Annotated in this window: 14 protein-coding genes; 8 read left to right on the forward strand and 6 right to left on the reverse strand. The window is 74.4% G+C overall.

The features are described from left to right. The first annotated feature begins 387 nt into the window (after positions 1-387). Both ACSP97_RS13980 and ACSP97_RS13985 read left to right on the forward strand, forming a co-directional pair. Positions 388-1,437, forward strand: a complete 1,050-nt coding sequence (locus ACSP97_RS13980) for a LacI family DNA-binding transcriptional regulator (RefSeq protein WP_355153342.1) — start codon at positions 388-390, stop codon at positions 1,435-1,437. A gap of 105 nt (positions 1,438-1,542) precedes the next feature. Beyond that, complete coding sequence (locus ACSP97_RS13985) at positions 1,543-2,967, forward strand: GH1 family beta-glucosidase (RefSeq protein WP_355153344.1); 1,425 nt, start codon at positions 1,543-1,545, stop codon at positions 2,965-2,967. A 197-nt stretch (positions 2,968-3,164) separates the two neighbouring features. On the opposite strand, the gene ACSP97_RS13990 is transcribed toward ACSP97_RS13985, so the two are convergent. The 3 genes from ACSP97_RS13990 to ACSP97_RS14000 all read right to left on the reverse strand — a co-directional run bounded on the left by ACSP97_RS13990 (position 3,165) and on the right by ACSP97_RS14000 (position 6,837). Further along, entirely contained in the window at positions 3,165-4,607 is a 1,443-nt protein-coding gene (locus ACSP97_RS13990) for a glycoside hydrolase family 18 protein (RefSeq protein WP_440557751.1), read from the reverse strand. Between the two features lie 122 nt (positions 4,608-4,729). After that, positions 4,730-6,133, reverse strand: a complete 1,404-nt coding sequence (locus ACSP97_RS13995) for a sensor histidine kinase (RefSeq protein ID WP_358273872.1) — start codon at positions 6,131-6,133, stop codon at positions 4,730-4,732. Next, positions 6,130-6,837 carry a response regulator transcription factor gene (locus tag ACSP97_RS14000; protein ID WP_180330926.1) on the reverse strand — a complete coding sequence of 236 codons (708 nt, stop codon included), beginning with the start codon at positions 6,835-6,837 and terminating at the stop codon, positions 6,130-6,132. Before ACSP97_RS14000 ends, ACSP97_RS13995 begins: the two co-directional genes overlap by 4 nt. A 155-nt stretch (positions 6,838-6,992) precedes the next feature. On the opposite strand from ACSP97_RS14000, the gene ACSP97_RS14005 reads away from it, so the two are divergent. Next, complete coding sequence (locus ACSP97_RS14005) at positions 6,993-7,538, forward strand: hypothetical protein (protein WP_440557754.1); 546 nt, start codon at positions 6,993-6,995, stop codon at positions 7,536-7,538. A 330-nt stretch (positions 7,539-7,868) separates the two neighbouring features. Here ACSP97_RS14005 and ACSP97_RS14010 read toward each other — a convergent pair whose 3' ends face one another. Next, positions 7,869-8,741, reverse strand: coding sequence for a spermidine synthase (locus ACSP97_RS14010; RefSeq protein ID WP_440557756.1), 873 nt, complete (start codon positions 8,739-8,741; stop codon positions 7,869-7,871). Between the two features lie 34 nt (positions 8,742-8,775). Further along, a complete protein-coding gene (locus ACSP97_RS14015) occupies positions 8,776-9,183 on the reverse strand; it encodes a hypothetical protein (protein ID WP_355153354.1) in 408 nt (135 codons plus the stop codon). 286 nt (positions 9,184-9,469) lie between these two features. On the opposite strand from ACSP97_RS14015, the gene ACSP97_RS14020 reads away from it, so the two are divergent. After that, positions 9,470-10,954, forward strand: a complete 1,485-nt coding sequence (locus ACSP97_RS14020) for a hypothetical protein (protein ID WP_355527735.1) — start codon at positions 9,470-9,472, stop codon at positions 10,952-10,954. A 51-nt stretch (positions 10,955-11,005) separates the two neighbouring features. Here ACSP97_RS14020 and ACSP97_RS14025 read toward each other — a convergent pair whose 3' ends face one another. Next, positions 11,006-11,602 carry a histidine phosphatase family protein gene (locus tag ACSP97_RS14025; RefSeq protein ID WP_355527737.1) on the reverse strand — a complete coding sequence of 199 codons (597 nt, stop codon included), beginning with the start codon at positions 11,600-11,602 and terminating at the stop codon, positions 11,006-11,008. Between the two features lie 238 nt (positions 11,603-11,840). Between ACSP97_RS14025 and ACSP97_RS14030 the strand changes: the two genes are divergently transcribed. From ACSP97_RS14030 to ACSP97_RS14045, 4 genes are read left to right on the forward strand one after another with little or no spacing between them, the layout of a single operon-like run. Further along, positions 11,841-12,776, forward strand: coding sequence for a phosphatase PAP2 family protein (locus tag ACSP97_RS14030; protein ID WP_440557759.1), 936 nt, complete (start codon positions 11,841-11,843; stop codon positions 12,774-12,776). Next, a complete protein-coding gene (locus tag ACSP97_RS14035; RefSeq protein WP_382013757.1) occupies positions 12,673-13,929 on the forward strand; it encodes a hypothetical protein in 1,257 nt (418 codons plus the stop codon). Before ACSP97_RS14030 ends, ACSP97_RS14035 begins: the two co-directional genes overlap by 104 nt. After that, on the forward strand, positions 13,920-15,509 hold the full coding sequence (locus ACSP97_RS14040; protein WP_440557761.1) for a hypothetical protein: 1,590 nt from the start codon (positions 13,920-13,922) through the stop codon (positions 15,507-15,509). The genes ACSP97_RS14035 and ACSP97_RS14040 overlap by 10 nt, the downstream gene beginning before the upstream one ends. Beyond that, positions 15,506-16,843 carry an AAA family ATPase gene (locus tag ACSP97_RS14045; RefSeq protein WP_440557763.1) on the forward strand — a complete coding sequence of 446 codons (1,338 nt, stop codon included), beginning with the start codon at positions 15,506-15,508 and terminating at the stop codon, positions 16,841-16,843. Before ACSP97_RS14040 ends, ACSP97_RS14045 begins: the two co-directional genes overlap by 4 nt. Positions 16,844-16,883 lie beyond the last annotated feature (40 nt).

Here is a 16,883-nt window from a genome sequence, read left to right on the forward strand (position 1 = left end):
CGCTCGGCATGCGATGAAGGTGCTGGTCAACGGCGTGTCAATGGGTGCAGAGGGAAGGACCTTTGGTGGTTTCAAGCCACGGGGGAGAGAGCCCCGGTCACCCCGTGGGACCGCTCCCACGCGGCATGCCGGAAGACTCGTTGCTGCCGGGCCACGTGTCAAGACTTGAAAACGGCGTTGTTGCGCAAGCGTGTTCAGCGCGTCACGTTTACGTTTCACCTGAGGGAACGTCAGATGGGCCCGGCTCGCGCCGTCGCCGCTCCGTTCGGCCAGGTCAGAGCGGCACCGATCACGGGAACGATTCCGTCCGGGGAGGCGCCGGACCGGTGGCCGGACTTTTCTGGGCCAGAATGAAGCCGCCCCCCACCAAGCACCGGAAGGTGAACGATGAGCACTGCCGAACTGCCGCAGCCGCACAGGACCGCGGACGTCCGGCGCCCGACTCTGAACGCCGTCGCCGCCCGGGCCGGGGTCGGCCGCGGCACCGTCTCACGGGTGATCAACGGCTCCCCCAAGGTCAGCGACCGGTCCCGCGCCGCCGTCGAGCGGGCGATCGCCGAACTGGGCTACGTCCCCAACCGCGCCGCCCGTTCCCTGGTCACCCGCCGCACCGACTCGGTGGCCCTGGTCGTCCCCGACGCCGAGAACCGGCTCTTCTCGGAGCCGTACTTCTCGGAGATCATCCGAGGCGTCTCCGCCGGACTCGCCGGTGCCGGGATGCAGTTGCTGCTGGTGCTGGCGCGGGACGAGTCCGAGTACGCGCGCCTCGCCGCCTACCTGTCCGCACAGCGGGTGGACGGGGTGCTGATGATGGCCGTGCACAGCGACGACACCCTGCCCGACCGGCTGGACGAACTGGCCGTGCCGACCGTGCTGGCCGGGCGGCGCAGCGACAGCGAGCGGCTCGGGCACGTCCGCGCCGACAACAGGGGCGGCGCCCGGGTCGCGGTCCAGCACCTGCTGGCGGGCGGCCGCCGGACCATCGCCACCATCACCGGCCCGATGGACATGGACGTGGCCCGCGAGCGCCTCGACGGCTACCGCGAGGCACTGCAGTGCGCGGGCCTCGCCGTCGACGAGGAACTGATCGCGTCCGGCGACTTCACGGAGGAGGGCGGCCGTGCCGCCATGCGCGCGCTCCTGCGCCGGCGCCCCGGTCTCGACGCCGTCTTCGCCGCCTCCGACGTGATGGCCTCGGGCGCGGTCCTGGAACTGCGCGCCGCGCACCGGCGGGTGCCGCGGGACGTGGCCGTCGTCGGCTTCGACGACTCGATCGTGGCCCGGCACATCGACCCCCCGCTGACCAGCGTCCGCCAACCCCTGGAGGAGATGGGCCGCACCATGGCGAACCTGCTGCTGGACGAGATCTGCCACCGCGGCACCGGCCACCGGGCCGTGGTGCTGCCGACCGAGCTGGTGGTGCGGGAGTCGGCCTAGAACCGCCCCGGAACCGTCCCCTTCGGATACCGCCGGTGGTTCGCCCATTCTCTATGGGAGCGCTCCCATGCATAATGGTCCCACTCGACTCGTGGGAGCGATTCCATGCCCGAACCGATGACCGTGTCCTTCCCTCCCGCCTTCCTCTGGGGCGCGGCGACGTCCGCGTACCAGATCGAGGGCGCGGTCCGCGAGGGTGGCCGCACCCCCTCGATCTGGGACACCTTCAGCCATACCCCCGGCAAGACGGCCGGCGGCGACACCGGCGACATCGCGGTCGATCACTACCACCGCTACCGCGACGACGTGGCCCTCATGGCCGAACTCGGCCTGAACGCCTACCGTTTCTCGGTGTCCTGGCCGCGGGTGCGGCCCACCGGCCGGGGCCCCGCCGCGCAGGCGGGCCTGGACTTCTACCGCCGGCTGGTCGACGAGTTGCTGTCCCACGGCATCAAGCCCGCCGTCACCCTCTACCACTGGGACCTGCCGCAGGAGCTGGAGGACGCGGGCGGCTGGCCGGAGCGGGACACCGCGCTGCGCTTCGCGGAGTACGCGCAGCTCGTGGGCGAGGCGCTCGGTGACCGCGTGGAGCAGTGGATCACGCTCAATGAGCCCTGGTGCAGCGCCTTCCTGGGCTACGGCTCCGGGGTGCACGCGCCGGGCCGGACCGAACCGGCCGCCACCCTGCGCGCCGCCCACCACCTGAACCTGGCGCACGGGCTGGCCACGCAGGCGCTGCGCTCGGTGCTGCCCGCGCACCGCTCGGTCGCGGTCAGCCTCAACTCCCAGGTGATCCGGCCGCTGACGCAGAGCCCGGCGGACCTGGCCGCGGCGCAGCGGATCGACGACCTCGCCAACGGGGTCTTCCACGGCCCGATCCTGCACGGCGCGTACCCGGCCACGCTGCTGGAGGCCACGTCGTCGGTCACCGACTGGTCGTACGTCCTCGACGGGGACCTGGCGGACATCCACCAGCCCCTGGACGCGCTGGGCCTCAACTACTACACGCCGGCGCTGGTCTCCTCGCCCGGGTCCGCGCCGAACGGCCCGCGCGCGGACGGCCACGGGACGAGCGCGCACTCGCCGTGGCCGGGCTCGGAGGACGTGGCGTTCCACCAGACGCCGGGCGAGCGCACCGCGATGGGCTGGACGGTCGAGCCGTCGGGCCTGTACGACCTGATCACGCGCTACTCCCGCGAGGCCCCGGGGCTCCGGCTGTACGTGACGGAGAACGGCGCGGCCTACGACGACAAGCCCGACGCCGACGGCCGGGTCCACGACCCCGAGCGCGTCGCCTATCTGCGCGCCCATCTCGCCGAGGTGAACCGCGCGATCGCCGACGGGGCCGACGTGCGCGGCTACTACCTGTGGTCCCTCATGGACAACTTCGAGTGGGCGTACGGCTACGACAAGCGGTTCGGCGCGGTGTACGTGGACTACGCGACCCAGGAGCGCACCCCCAAGTCGAGCGCCCTCTGGTACGCGCGCGCGGCACGGACCGGGGAGCTGCCCCCGGTGGAGGACGTCTGAGGGAGCGTGCGGCCTCCCGCCGAAGTGGCCGAGCGGCTCGCTCGGGCGGGAGACCGGCGGGGCAGCCGATGAGCACCGGGCCGGGCCCCGGTCCCGCCGCCTGACCGGCGGCGGGACGGCGGTGGCCGGCCCGGGGAAGCGGTCGGCCTCGGCCGAGGCGGGGGGCCCGGCCGGGGCCGACCCGGTGGTGACGGCGGTCAGCCGAAGGTGGCGAACGCCTTGGCGAAGGCGTACTTGTCCTGGCTGATGGAGCTGCACGTCGGGTCGGCGGAGGGCTTGGGGCCGCCGGGACACTGCTGGTCGCGGGCGGCCGACCACATGGACAGGCCGCCGAGGCCCTTGGACTTGGCGAAGCTCGCCAGCTGGGTGGCGTCGTCGACCTTGAACACCTCGGAGGAGACGTCGTTGACGCCGATCATCGGGGTGACCGCGACGGTCTTCCAGGCGGCCGCGTCGGAGAGTCCGAGCACGCTCTTGACCTGGGCCTGGGTGGCGGTGGCGGCCTGCTCGGCGTAGTCGCCCATGTCGCCGCTGTAGGAGGAGCCGTAGTCCATCGCCATGATGTTGACGGTGCCGGTCCGCACACCGTTGGCCTTGGCGTTGGTCAGCAGGTTCACACCGTCCTGGGTCAGGCCCTCGGGCATCACCGGAAGGGTGAAGGAGACGTCCAGGTCGGGGTGCTGGGCCTGGAGCTTGGCGATGGCCTGGGCGCGGCGGGTGTTGGCGGCCGTGTCGGGCAGTGCGCCGCCCTCGACGTCGAAGTCGACCTTGGTCAGCTTGAACGCGTCGATCACCTTGCCGTACGCCGCCGCGAGCGCGTCCGCGGAGGAGCAGGTGGTGGCCAGCTCGGAGCCGGAGGCGCCGCCGAAGGAGACCCGGACGTCACCGCCCGCGGCCCGCAGCTTGCCGATCTGCGCGGCCACCGCGTCGCTGGTCGGATCGGTGACCCCGCCCCACTTGGGGGTGCAGCCGCCGCCGTCGGTGACGAACGCCAGGTTGTAGTTCTTCACCCCGGTGGCGTTGGCGGCGCCGAGCAGGTCGTAGGCCGGGTAGAGGGAGGTGTCCACGTAGGGGGCGAAGCCGGCGGAGGCGGTGGTGCCCGTGCCGGTGGTCGGGGTGGGGGTGGGGGTGGGCGTCGACGTCTTGGTGGGCGTGGGCGTGGGCGCCGGGGACTGGCTCTGGGTCGGGCGGCCGCTCGGCTCGGGGGCCGGGCCGTCGTCGGTGGAGCAGGGGGCGTCGTCGATCCGGCAGCCCGTCGGGGCGCCGCTGCCCTCGACCACGAAGCCGACGGTCACCGACGCACCCGGGGCCAGGCCCTGGGTGTCCCACTTCGCGGGACGCACGGTGACGTGCTGTCCGCTGACGCTCGACTCGCCGTTCCACAGCGAGGACAGCCTGGCCCCGGCCGGCAGGTCGAACTCCAGCGTCCAGGACTTCTCCCGCGCGGTGGTGTTGTTGGTGACGACGTACTGGCCGGTGTAGCCGGTCGACCAGTCGCTGGTCCTGGTGTACGCGGCGTTCACCACCGCCGCGCTCGCCGTGCCGGTGAACAGGAGCGCGCCACCGCCGACCACGGCCGCGGCGACCAGGCCGCCTATCGCCTTGTTCCTGCCACTGATCCTGCGCCGGTGCGTGCTCATACGCCTGCCTGCCTTCGTTCTCACGGGGTTTCGCACGGGGGGTGCGGTGCGGCAGCACGCTAGCGATCCGGAATCGGGCAAACGGCCTGATAGGGACGGCGGTTCGCGATCTTAGGGTTCGCTTAAGGATGGGATCGGGGCCGGTTAAAGGTGGAGACCAGGGTGCGCGCCCGGCGCCGTCGCGCGGCCCCTCGGTGGCTCCGCCCGCGCGGTCCGCGTCCGTCGGACTGGAACCGGACCCGTATCTCGGTGCCGCCCAGGACCGAGCCGCCGATGCGGACGTCGCCGCCGGTGGACTCGGCGAGCCTGCGCACGATGTCGAGGCCGAGCCCGGTCGAGCCGGCGGTTCCGGAACCCCGGCCGCGGGCCATCGCCGCCTCGGGGTCGGGTATGCCGGGGCCCGCGTCGGAGACCAGCACGATCACCGCGTCCTCACCGTGGTGCACGTCCACCGCGAAGGCGGTGCCTTCCGGGGTGTGTCTGAAGACATTGCCGAGCAGGGCGTCGAGCGCGGCGGCCAGGTCGGCGCGGGCCACGGGTATCCGCACCGGGTGGTCCACACCGGCCACCCGCCAGGTGCGGCCCTCGTCCTCGGCGAGCGCGGACCAGAACTCCATGCGCTCGCGCACCACTTCCGCCGCGTCACAGCCGGCGCCGGGACCGGCGGGGACCGTCTGCGGCTTGGCCTGCCGCGCCGTGCGGATGATGGTGTCCACCTCGCGTTCCAGTTGGGCGACGGCGGTGCGGGTCTGCTCGGCGGCCGGTCCGGCGCCCAGGGAGGCCGCGTTGAGCCTGAGCACGGTGAGCGGGGTGCGCAGCCGGTGCGAGAGGTCGGCGGCCAGCTCCCGTTCGTTGGCCAGGAGTTGGACGACCTGGTCGGCCATGGAGTTGAACGCGACCGCCGCGAGCCGCAGTTCGGTCGGGCCGTCCTCCGGTACCCGGACACCCAGCTTGCCCTCGCCCAGTTCGCGCGCGCCCTCGACCAGCCGGCGCGCGGGCCGCACCATGCGCACCCCGAGCCGGTCGGCGACGGCGACCGAGCCGACGATCAGCGCGAGGCCGACGCCGGCCAGCACCGCCCAGGCCGTGCCGACGCCGTTGGTCACCTCGGACTCCGGTACGTACACCTCGACCACGGCGATCGAGCCGGAGCCGAGCGCCACCGGCTGGAGCAGGGCGAAGCCGCCGGTGACGGTGGCCGTGGAGGCCCGGCCGAGCCTGCGCACCGCCTGGACGTCGCGGTCGGCGGCGCGCCGCCCGCCTATGTCCAGCGGGCCGCGGGAGCCGTCGGCGGGCAGGTGGACGGCCATCTTCGAACCGGCGCCCGCGGAGGCCACCACCCGCTCCAGCTCGTCCCGGTCGGTGGTGATGGACAGCGCGGGCGCGACCGCGGCGGCCTCCCGCTCGGCGCCCGCGAAGGCACGGTCACGGGCCATCTCGCGGACCACCAGGCCGAGCGGCACCGCGAAGGCGACCACGACCATGGTGGTGACCGCGAGGCACACCTTGACCAGGGCCCACCTCATCGCGGTGGCTCCGCGTCCACGGGCGGCTCCAGTTTCACCCCGACGCCCCGCAGGGTGTGCAGATAGCGCGGCCGGGCCGCCGTCTCCCCCAGTTTCCGGCGCAGCCAGGACAGATGGACGTCGATGGTCTGGTCGTCGCCGTACGACTGCTGCCAGACCTCGGCGAGGAGTTCCCTGCGGGGGACGACGACGCCGGGGCGGCCCGCGAGGAAGGCGAGCAGGTCGAACTCGCGGCGGGTGAGGTCGAGTCGGGTGCCGTCCAGTTCGGCCTGGCGGCGCAGCGGGTCCACGGTGAGGCCGCCGACGCGCAGGACTGCCGAGGGCGGGGCCTCGCCGCCGGCGGCCCGGGCCCGGCGCAGCACCGCCGTTATCCGGGCGGAGAGGTGGTCGACCGAGAACGGCTTGGTGAGGTAGTCGTCCGCGCCCGCGTTGAGCAGGCGGACGATCTCCGCCTCGTCGTCCCGGGCGGTGGCGATGATGACCGGGACGTCGGTGATGCCGCGCAGCATCTTCAGGGCCTCGGAGCCGTCCAGATCGGGCAGTCCGAGGTCCAGGATCACCACGTCGAAACGGTGGTGCGCGACCTCGCGCAGCGCCTCCAGCGCGGTGCCGACGCTGCGCACGGTGTGCGAGGCGTCGGTCAACTGCCGGATGAGCGCCGAGCGTACGAACTGGTCGTCCTCGACCACGAGCACACTTGCCATGCGCCGCACCGTACGCCATGCGCGACGACCCGGCGCGGGCCTGTGGACAACTCCGCGACTGTGGAAAAAGCCGGGGCCGCTGACGCGGGCGCGGGGGTGTGAGCGCGGGGCGGGAGTGCGCGGCGCGGGCGCGGGGTGGGGCAGGATGGGGCGCGATGCGCAGAGGACTCGTACACGTACTGGCGTGGCTGCTCGCGACCGGCGCGGCGGTCACGCTGTCGTGGTGGGGCGTGCACACGGTGATGGCCGGCACCGCGTACGACCCGCCGCGCGCCCTGCCGGTGGTGGGGACCGGGTCCCCGACGACGGCCACGGCCACGGCTCCGGGCACGCAGGCGTCCGGCCCCCCGCCGCCGGCCCGGTCACGGTCCGCTTCCCCGGCCCCCTCCCCCACCCGGACCGTCCACCGCTCCCCCACACCCACACCCACACCCTCGGCCTCCGCGCCCGGCTCCGACTCGGGCACGGGTACGGGCACCGGCACGGTCAAGGCGTACGACACCGCGGGCGGCCGGGCCGTGTTCGAACTGGGCGCGGCCGACGCCACGCTGGTCTCGGCGACACCGGGGGCGGGCTGGTCGATGCAGGTGTGGAAGACGCCCTCGTGGATCCGGGTGGAGTTCAGCCGGGGCACGGACCGGGTGTCGGTGTTCTGCACGTGGCACGACGGGCCGCCGCACGTGGAGATCGGCAGTTATTGATCACCGGTGGGGGCGGGGGTCGCGATGCGGGGTGGGGCGGTCGGCGGTCGGCGGTCCACAGTCGGCGGTCGGCGGTCGGCGGTCGGCGGTCCACAGTCGACGGTCGACAATCCGCAGTTCACAGTCCACAGTCGACGGTCGACAATCCACAGTCGGCAGTCGGCAGTCGGCAGTCGGCAGTCGGCAGTCCACGGTCGACAATCCACAGTCCACCGCCGCCACTGGGCGATCGGCAGTTTCCGTAAAACGGTAGACACAAGCCGCCCCCCCAGCCGACCGCCCGGAGCCGATCACCCCCGACACCCCAACACCCCCAGTACACCCGCCCCGTCAACGAAAAACCGACGGCGGCGGAGCCGGCGAGTCCACCGCCGCCGCGTCCGTGACGGGGCGCGCGCCCCCGGTGAAGTCGGTGAGTTGTCTGCCGTGTTCGACCCGAGCGGAGTGCGGGTCGGAGGCGGCGCGGCGGGTCAGTTCGGCGATCGGCAGCGGCAGGTCGGAGGCGACCAGGATCGCGTTGGCGAAACGCTTGCCGCGCAGCATGGCCGCGTCGGCGATCAGCGCGAGTTCGCCGAACCGGGCGGCGGCGGTGGCGATCTGGCCCCGCAGATGGGCGAGCGGGGGGCCGTCGGCGAGGTTGGCGGCGTAGACCCCGGACGGCTTCAGGGCGCGGCGGACCTCGTCCAGGAACTCGGTGGAGGTGAGGTGGGCGGGGGTGCGGGCGCCGCTGAAGACATCGGCGACGACCAGGTCGGCCCAGCCGTCGGGCACCTTGGCGAGCCCTTCGCGGGCGTCCGTCGAGCGCACCCGGATCCGGGCGTTGGGGTCCAGCGGCAGCTCGCGCCGGACCAGGCGGACCAGGCTCGCGTCCCGTTCCACGACCTGCTGGGTGGAGCGGGGCCGGGTGGCGGCGACGTACCGGGCCAGCGTGAGGGCGCCGCCGCCGAGGTGCACCGCGTGCACGGGCTTGCCGGGCGGAGCGGCGAGATCGATGACGTGGCCGAGGCGGCGCTGGTACTCGAAGGAGAGGTAGGCCGGGTCGTCCAGGTCGACGTGCGACTGCGGCGCCCCGTCGATCGACAGTGTCCACGCCCGGCCGCGGTCGGGGTCCGGCACGAGCCGCGCCAGCCCGCCGTCGACCGTCTCCTCGACGACACCGACGGTGGCCGCCGCGTCGCGCCGCGCGTTCCTCGACCTGCCCATCCCGCCATTTTCGCAGGCGCCCGCGGTAAACGTTTCAGCGGCAGCCGTCCGCGGCCCGGAGCAGCCGCGCCGCCTCGCCCAGGGCCTCGCGCAGCACCACCGGATCGGTCGCGAGATCGGTCTCCTCGCCCGGGGGCAGGAGCCAGTCGGCGCCCCGCACCGGGGGCTCCGGGGCCAGGCGCAGCCCGCGGCCGTCGGTCTCGGTGCAGGTGCTGCCCGGCACGTCCCAGCAGGCGGCGGTGCCGGCGGGCACCAGGAAGCCGAGGGTGTCGCGGTCGTCGTCGTGCAGGACGGGTCCCACCGCGTCCGCAGCACCGCGCCGCAGGATGTCGACCGCTTCCAGGCCCTGCCGGGCCGGTACGGTCACCAGGTCGCACGCCGTGCCGCCCGGCCCGGGCGACGACGGCGACGCGCACGGTTCGTTGCTCTGGCTGGTCTGCATGCCCGCCTCCACCACACGGCACTGTCGCGGTCCATGGGGTCCAACGCGCGACCGTGTCAACGGCTACGGCACAAGTGCGCCGCAAAGGATGGCACTTCATGGCAGATCACGTATGAGATATCCGGTTTTGTGGCCAAACCGAGCGTGGCGACTCCGGCACAGACGGTACGTTCTTGCTCGCCGGAATCGGGGCGTCCCCGGGTGGCACCTCCCGAGACTTGGGTGGCGCCTCCCGGTTCGCCCCGGGACCGGCATGGTTCGACGGTTCGCACGAGAGGACCCGGCCATGGCGTCGTCTACCGTGACCTCGTCACAGTCCGAGCGGCCACCCCGGCCGAACCTCGCCTTCCGGCGGCTGCGCGGCCGGCGCTCACCGGCCGAGTTCGCGGCGCTGGTGCGGCGGGCCGCGCGGGAGATCGGTGAGCGGGTGAGCTGTGACGCGCGCTACGTCGGGCGGGTCGAGGCGGGTGAGATCCGCTGCCCCAACTACGCCTACGAACGTGTGTTCCTGCACATGTTTCCCGGCCGTACGCTCGCCGACCTCGGCTTCGCGCCCCGCTCGTCCGTCCGCGGCCGGGCGGCGCGCACGGCACCGCGGGCGCTCGCCGCGGGCGGGGCGGAGCGGGGTGCCGCCGCGGCGGGGTTCGAGCCGCAGGACCAGCAGGACGCGCAGGACCCGTACGACCCGCACAAGGGGTGCGACCCGCAGGGGCCGTGCCCGCACGACCACCTGAACCACGAGGAGAGCGACGTGCTGCGTCGCGCATTCATGACCGGCGGAGGAGCCACCATGGCCGCCGCCGCGCTGGGCCCGCTGGGGCTCGCCCCGGACGCCGTGGCAGCGGTTCTGCCCCCGCGCCGGCCCGGCAGCGCCGAGGCGGCGGCACTGGAGGAGGCCGTCCGCCGGATCCGGTTGCTGGACGACCGGCACGGCGCGGACGGGCTCTACCGGCGCGCGGCGGCTCCGCTGCGCGCCGCCTACGCGCTGCTGGACGCCGGCGCCACCCGGCAGACCACGGTCGACCGGCTGCACGCGGGCGCGGGTGAACTCGCCATCTCGGTGGGCTGGCTGGCGCATGACTCCGGCCGCTTCGACGACGCCCGCTCGCACTACGCGGAGGCGCTGGCCACGGCCCGGATGACCGGGGACGAGGGGTTGGAGGCGCACGCCTTCTGCAACACCGCCTTCCTGGCCCGGGACGCGGGGCGGCCCCGGGAGGCGGTGCGGGCCGCGCAGGCCGCGCAGCGTGCGGCCCGGGGCCTGGGCTCGGACCGGCTGATGTCCCTGCTGGCGCTGCGGGAGGCGGGCGGCTGGGCGGGGCTGGCCGACCGCACCGGCTGCGCGCGGGCGCTGGTGCGGGCGCAGGCGCTGTTCGCGCGGGGGCGTTCGGGCGCCGACCCGGAGTGGATGAGCTTCTACGGCGAGGCCGAGCTGGAGGGCCTGGAGGCGCAGTGCTGGTCCATGCTGGGCGACTGGCGGCGCGCGTCGCGGCACGCGCGGCGGGCGGCGGACCTCCAGGACCCCCACTTCGCGCGGAACCTCGCCCTGTACACGGCGGAACTGGCCGACGACCTCGCCCGCGAGGGCCGTCCCGACGAGGCGGCGGAGGCGGGGATGCGGGTGCTCTCCCTGCTGGACCAGGTCCAGTCGTCCCGCATCCAGACGATGCTGGCGGGCACCGCGCGGGTGCTGCTGCCGCACCGGCGGGCCTCCGGAGTGGCGGACTTCCTGGACCGGCACAAGGCGCTGCCCCGGATGTCGGGGGCCTGACGCGCCGCGGGCGGAGGCACCCCGCCGCCTCCGGTCGCGCGCTCGGCCCGCTCAGTCCGTCAGGTGGCCCACGTCGTTCCAGCTCTCCAGCGCCGGTTCGCCGTAGGCCCAGCCCAGGATCGACAGGGACGTCGGGTTGAGGCGGACGCGGGCGCCGAAGTCCAGCGGGAAACCCAGCCAGCGCGCGGCCAGGGAACGCAGGATGTGGCCGTGGGCGAACAGCAGGACGTCGCGGTCGGCCGAGCGGACCCAGCCGATCACCTCGTCCACACGAGCGGTGACCTCGGCGATCGTCTCCCCCTCGGGGGCGCCGTCGCGCCAGATCAGCCACCCCGGCCGCACCGCCTGGATCTGCGCCGGGGTCATCCCCTCGTAGGCGCCGTAGTCCCACTCCAGCAGCGCGTCCCAGGTCTCGGCCCGCTCCCCGAACCCGGCGAGTTCGCAGGTCTCCCGCGCGCGTGACAGCGGGCTGGTGCGCACCTCGACCCCGGGCAGCCCGTCCAGCGGCGCCCGGTGCAGACGCTCGCCGAGCAGCTTCGCCCCGCGCCGGCCCTCGTCCAGGAGCGGCACATCGGTCCGGCCGGTGTGCTTGCCGGACAGCGACCAGGCGGTCTGTCCGTGCCGGGCCAGCAGGATGCGCGGTGCCATGGGGGACCTTTCCGGGAGGCGTACGCCACAGGGACGTCGCGGAAACAACGAGAGTCGTCCCTTTCATCATCGCTCACCCCCGGCTCGGGCAACCCGGCGGCCACCGGTGACGTCTTTGTGGGCCGGAGCACCCCTCGCGGACCGGCTCCGGAGCACCCGCACGGGTGAGGAACGGACACCGTAAAGTGGCACGGTCGCCCACCGGGCGGCCGCACCGCAGAAGGGGGAGGACGATCGGATGGCGCAGACCGAGACACCGGGCACCGAGACGGTGCCCCGCACCCGGCTGCGCTGGTGGACCGAACTGCCACTGCTCCTGCTGGTCTACGGCTGCTACTCGGCCGGCCGCCTCGTCGTACGCGGTGACGTGGACGACGCCGTCGAGCACGGCCTGGCCCTGCTGCGCGCCGAGAAGCTGCTCCGTCTGAACGCCGAGCACCCCCTCAACCGCCTGTTCACCCGCGAGCCGTGGCTCGGGATACCCGCGGACTTCTGGTACGCCTCGCTGCACTACCTGGTCACGCCCGCGATTCTGGTGTGGCTGTTCCGGTCCCGCGCCGAGTACTACCGGCGGGCCCGCACCTGGCTGATGACGTCCACGTTCATCGGTCTGATCGGCTTCACCCTGGTGCCGACCTGCCCGCCGCGGCTGCTCGCCGCCGGCGAGGGCTTCGTGGACACCATGGCCCACTACAGCGCGTACGGCTGGTGGGGCGGCGACGCCAGTGCGCCGCGGGGCCTGGGCGGAATGACCAACCAGTACGCGGCCATGCCGAGTCTGCACGTCGGCTGGGCGCTGTGGTGCGGGGTGATGCTGTGGCGGCACGGCGGCACCCGGCTCACCAAGGTCCTCGGCGTGGTCTACCCGCTGGGCACCGCGCTCGTCGTGATGGGCACGGCCAACCACTATCTGCTGGACGCGCTCGCCGGCATCGCCGTGATGGGCGTCGGTCACCTGCTCGCGCCGTGGGTGACCCGGGCCGCCGATCTGGTGCGGGCCCGGCTGTTCCCTGGCTCCGCGCGGGGCGCGGGTTCCCCGATTGTCAGTGGCGGATGCAAGACTTCCGCGGGTGAGCGAATTCCACGGCAGCGCGAGTCGCGGCCCGGCGTCCCAGCCGAGCCGGACGCCTCTCCCACCGACGCGGGCGAAGGGGCTCCGGCACCGGCTCGCTGAGCTGCGCGGCCCCGACGTACCGGCGAAGGCCCTGGACGCGCGCGCCCTCGCGGCGCTGGCCGCGAACCCCGGGTGCCGCAGACGGGCGATCCTGGACGGCGCCGGGGTGGACAAGGCCCGGCTGGCCGACGCGCTGGGCGCGCCCTCGGCGTTCGGGCAGTCCCAGTTCGCGCTGACCCGGGGCAACGCGTTCGAGGCGAAGGTGAAGGCGGACGGCGGTGCGGAGCTGCTGCGCCTCGCGCACACCCGCCTCGATCCGGGCGCCGAGGCACCGGAGTCGGCGGCGGTGCCCGATCTGACCGCACCGGGCCCCGAGGGCCGTACGGCGCGCACGGCGCTGGCGCTGCGGGAGGCGACGCTCGCGGGCGGCTGGACGCTGCTCGACCACCCCATGCTGGCGCTGGACGTGGCGGGCTCGCTCGCCTTCCTGGAGCCGGACGCGGTGGTGGTGCACCCCGACGGCAGCTGGTCGGTGGTGGAGATCAAGTCCTTCCCGATGCTGGACGGTTCGGCGGACCCGGCGAAGGTCGGCGCCGCGGCCCGGCAGGCGGCGGTGTACGTGCTGGCCCTGGAGGAGGTCGCCGCCCGGCTGGACCCGGCCCCGCGGGTGCGCCACCGGGTGCTGCTGGTGTGCCCCAAGGACTTTTCCAACCTGCCCGCCGGCAGCGCGGTCGACGTGCGCAAGCAGCGCGCGGTCACCGCGCGGCAGCTCACCCGGCTCACCCGGATCGAGGAGATCGCCGACGCGCTGCCCGAGGGCACCTGTTTCGCGCCCGACCGCGACCCCGAGGAACTGACGGCGGCCGTGGCGGCGGTCCCGGCCGCCTACGCGCCGGAGTGCCTGTCCGCCTGCGAACTGGCCTTCCACTGCCGCGACCGCGCCCGGTCGGCCGGCTCCGTGACCCGGCTCGGCCGCCCGCTGCGCGCCGAACTGGGCGGCCTGACCACGGTGCAGGAGGTCCTCGCGGCGGCGCACGGCGAGGCCGGCGAAGCGGACGACCCGGCGGTGGCTGCCCTGCGCCGGGCGGCGGCCCTGCGCGCGGAGGCCCTCCGGGAAGCACAACTCCGGGAGCCGGAAGTCCGGGAGGCAGGGCTTCGGGAGACGGGTTCTCGTGAGGCGGGTCCTGGGGAGGTGGCGTCCGCATGTCGCTGATCGACACCCTGGCCCGGCTGGAGGCCGTCGGCACCGGCCGGGCCCAGCCCGCCGCCACCGTGCTGCACCGGCATGTCTCCGGGCATCCCCTGGTGTTCGTGCCGCTGACCACCGCGGGCGAGACCGGCGCCCCGCTCGGCGCGCTGGTCGGCACCGACCGGGACGCGCCCCGGCTGCTGGTCGTGCCGCAGCCGCGCGACCGCGAGCTGCGCTTCGCGTTCCTCGCCGAACTGGCGGACGTGATCCTGCCGTACATCGACTCCTACGCCGCCTCCGTGGAGGCCGCCGAACGCACCGAGACCGACCCGGAGACCGGCAAGCGGGTCAAGGTCGAGGTGGAGCTGTGCACGGACGCGCCCCAGCTGATCGTGCCGAGCCGAGCCGGCCTGGACTTCGTACGGCTGCTCGGCCGCTCCATGCGCTTTCGCCGTACGGCCGAGCAGGACCCGGAAGCGCCCTATCCGGCGCCGCCCCGGGTGCCGTTGCTCGGCCGCTGGCTCACCCACTACGGGGAGCGGTCCCGGGTCCCCGGCTCCGCGCTGCTGCTCGCCCTCACCGACGTGCTCTCCCGGCACTGGGCGACCGGCCAGTCCGGCCTGGAGGACCAGCACCTGGGCGCGCTGCTGGCGTGGATCGACCCCCCGGCGGACGTCAGCGGCGCCGAGGCCGCGCACCGGGCCGAGCTGGCGCGGGACGCGGCCGGGCAGTTGCTGTGCCCGCCGGCCGGCCCGGCCACCGACCCGGCGTTCGACAACAAGTTGCTGGCCCCGGCGATCGAGCGGTACGACCGGGCGCGCACCGCCCTGGCCGCCGCCGAGGACCCGCTGGACGCCGACGACCGGCTGGCCGCGCTCACCCGGGCCGAGCGGGACGTGCGGGAACTGGTCGCGAGCCGGACCCGGCCCACCTGGGACGCGGTGTGGCGGGGCCTGGACCTGCTGCGGGCGCTGCCCGAGGGCGCGCATGTGGCGGAGCGCTGGCTGCGGGACCGCTGGTCGTTCACCGGCCACCGGGACCGGGTGCTGGCCGGTGAACCCCCGCAGCCGCGCCGGGACGACGCGGTGACCGCGGCGAACAAGCTGGCCACGCGCGAGCGCGAACAGGCCCGGCTGGAGGCGCAGGAGGCGCTGGACGATCCGCTGGTGATGGCGGGACGGCGGCTGGCCGGTGAGGCGTTCGCGGGCGAGGTCACCGAGGTCGTGATGGCGTACAGCGAGGGCAGACGGCCGAGCCCGCGCCCGCTGGTGACGGTCCGCACCGAGGACCTGCCGCATCTGGCGGAGCGCGCGAAGGTCTACCGCTCGCTGGACGGCCGCCCGCAGTCGGCGGAGTTCGTGGAGCGGGCCGCCGGGGACGCGGTGGTGCTGCGGATCCTGGACAAGATGGGCCGGGGCAGGGAGCCGGAGCCGGGCTCGGTGCCCGAGAAGGGCGACCGGGTCTGCTTCACCCTCTTCGAGCACGAGCAGCGCGGCGGGGCGAAGCTGCCCGACCCGCAGGAGACCCCGTGGACCCATGGCGGGCCGCCCGGCGAGGCGGTGCCGGAGGCCGCCGATCCGATCACCGAGGAGGACGTGCTGTGACGACCGTCGACGCCGATCCCGCGACCGCGGCCGCCCGCGCCACCGACGCGATCCTCCACGACACGCTGCACGGCACCGAGCGGGGCGTGGTGGTCGACTCCCCGCCGGGTGCCGGCAAGTCCACCCTGGTGGTCCGGGCGGCGCTGGAACTCGCCGACGCCGGGCGCCCGTTGATGGTGGTGGCGCAGACCAACGCCCAGGTCGACGACCTCGCGCTGCGCCTCGCCGAGAAGAACCCCGAGCTGCCCGTGGGCCGACTGCACAGCAGCGACGCCGACGCCTACGACAAGGCGCTGGACGACCTGCCGGGCGTGCGCACCTCGGCGAAGGCCGCCGACCTCGCCGGGCTGCCGGTGGTGCTGTCCACCGCCGCGAAGTGGGCGCACGTGACGGTGGACGAGCCGTGGCGGCACGCGATCGTGGACGAGGCGTACCAGATGCGTTCGGACTCCCTGCTCGCCGTGGCCGGGCTGTTCGAACGGGCGCTGTTCGTGGGCGACCCCGGCCAGCTGGACCCGTTCGCGATCGTCGGCAGCGAGCAGTGGGCGGGGCTGTCGTACGACCCGTCGGCCTCCGCCGTGACCACCCTGCTCGCCCACAACCCGGGCCTGCCGCAGCACCGGCTGCCGGTCTCCTGGCGGCTGCCCGCCTCCGCCGCGCCCCTGGTCTCGGACGCGTTCTACCCGTACACCCCCTTCCGCAGCGGCACCGGGCACGGCGACCGCCGGCTCGGCTTCGCCGTGCCCTGCGACGGTTCGGGCCCGGACCGGGTGATCGACGAGGCCGCCGCGTCCGGCTGGGGCCTGCTGGAGCTGCCCGCCCGGCACACCCCGCGCACCGATCCGGAGGCGGTGCGCGCGGTGGCACTGGTGGTACGGCGCCTGCTGGACCGGGGCGGCGCCGCCGTCTCCGAGCGCTCCCCGGACCCGGCCCCGCTCACCGCCGCCCGGATCGCCGTCGGCACCGCCCACCGCGACCAGGCGGCCGCCGTCCGCTCCGCCCTGGCCGACCTGGGCGTCTTCGAGGTGACGGTCGACACCGCGAACCGGCTCCAGGGCCGTGAGTACGACGTCACGGTCGTCCTGCACCCGCTGTCCGGCCGCCCCGACGCCACCGCCTTCCACCTGGAGACCGGCCGCCTGTGCGTCCTGGCCTCCCGCCACCGGCACGCCTGCATCGTGGTCTGCCGCGCCGGCGTGAGCGACCTGCTCGACGACTACCCCTCCACGGAACCGGTCCAGCTCGGCACGCTGGTGAAGTTCCCGGACGGCTGGGAGGCGAACCACGCGGTCCTCTCCCACCTGGCCGAACACCGGGTGGAGTGGCGGCCGTGAACGCGGACCCGGGCGCCGGTCCGGCAGACGCTCCGGGCCC

Origin of the sequence: Streptomyces sp. SCPE 10 (genome assembly GCF_051980735.1) — a bacterium.
Classification (GTDB): domain Bacteria; phylum Actinomycetota; class Actinomycetes; order Streptomycetales; family Streptomycetaceae; genus Streptomyces; species Streptomyces misionensis.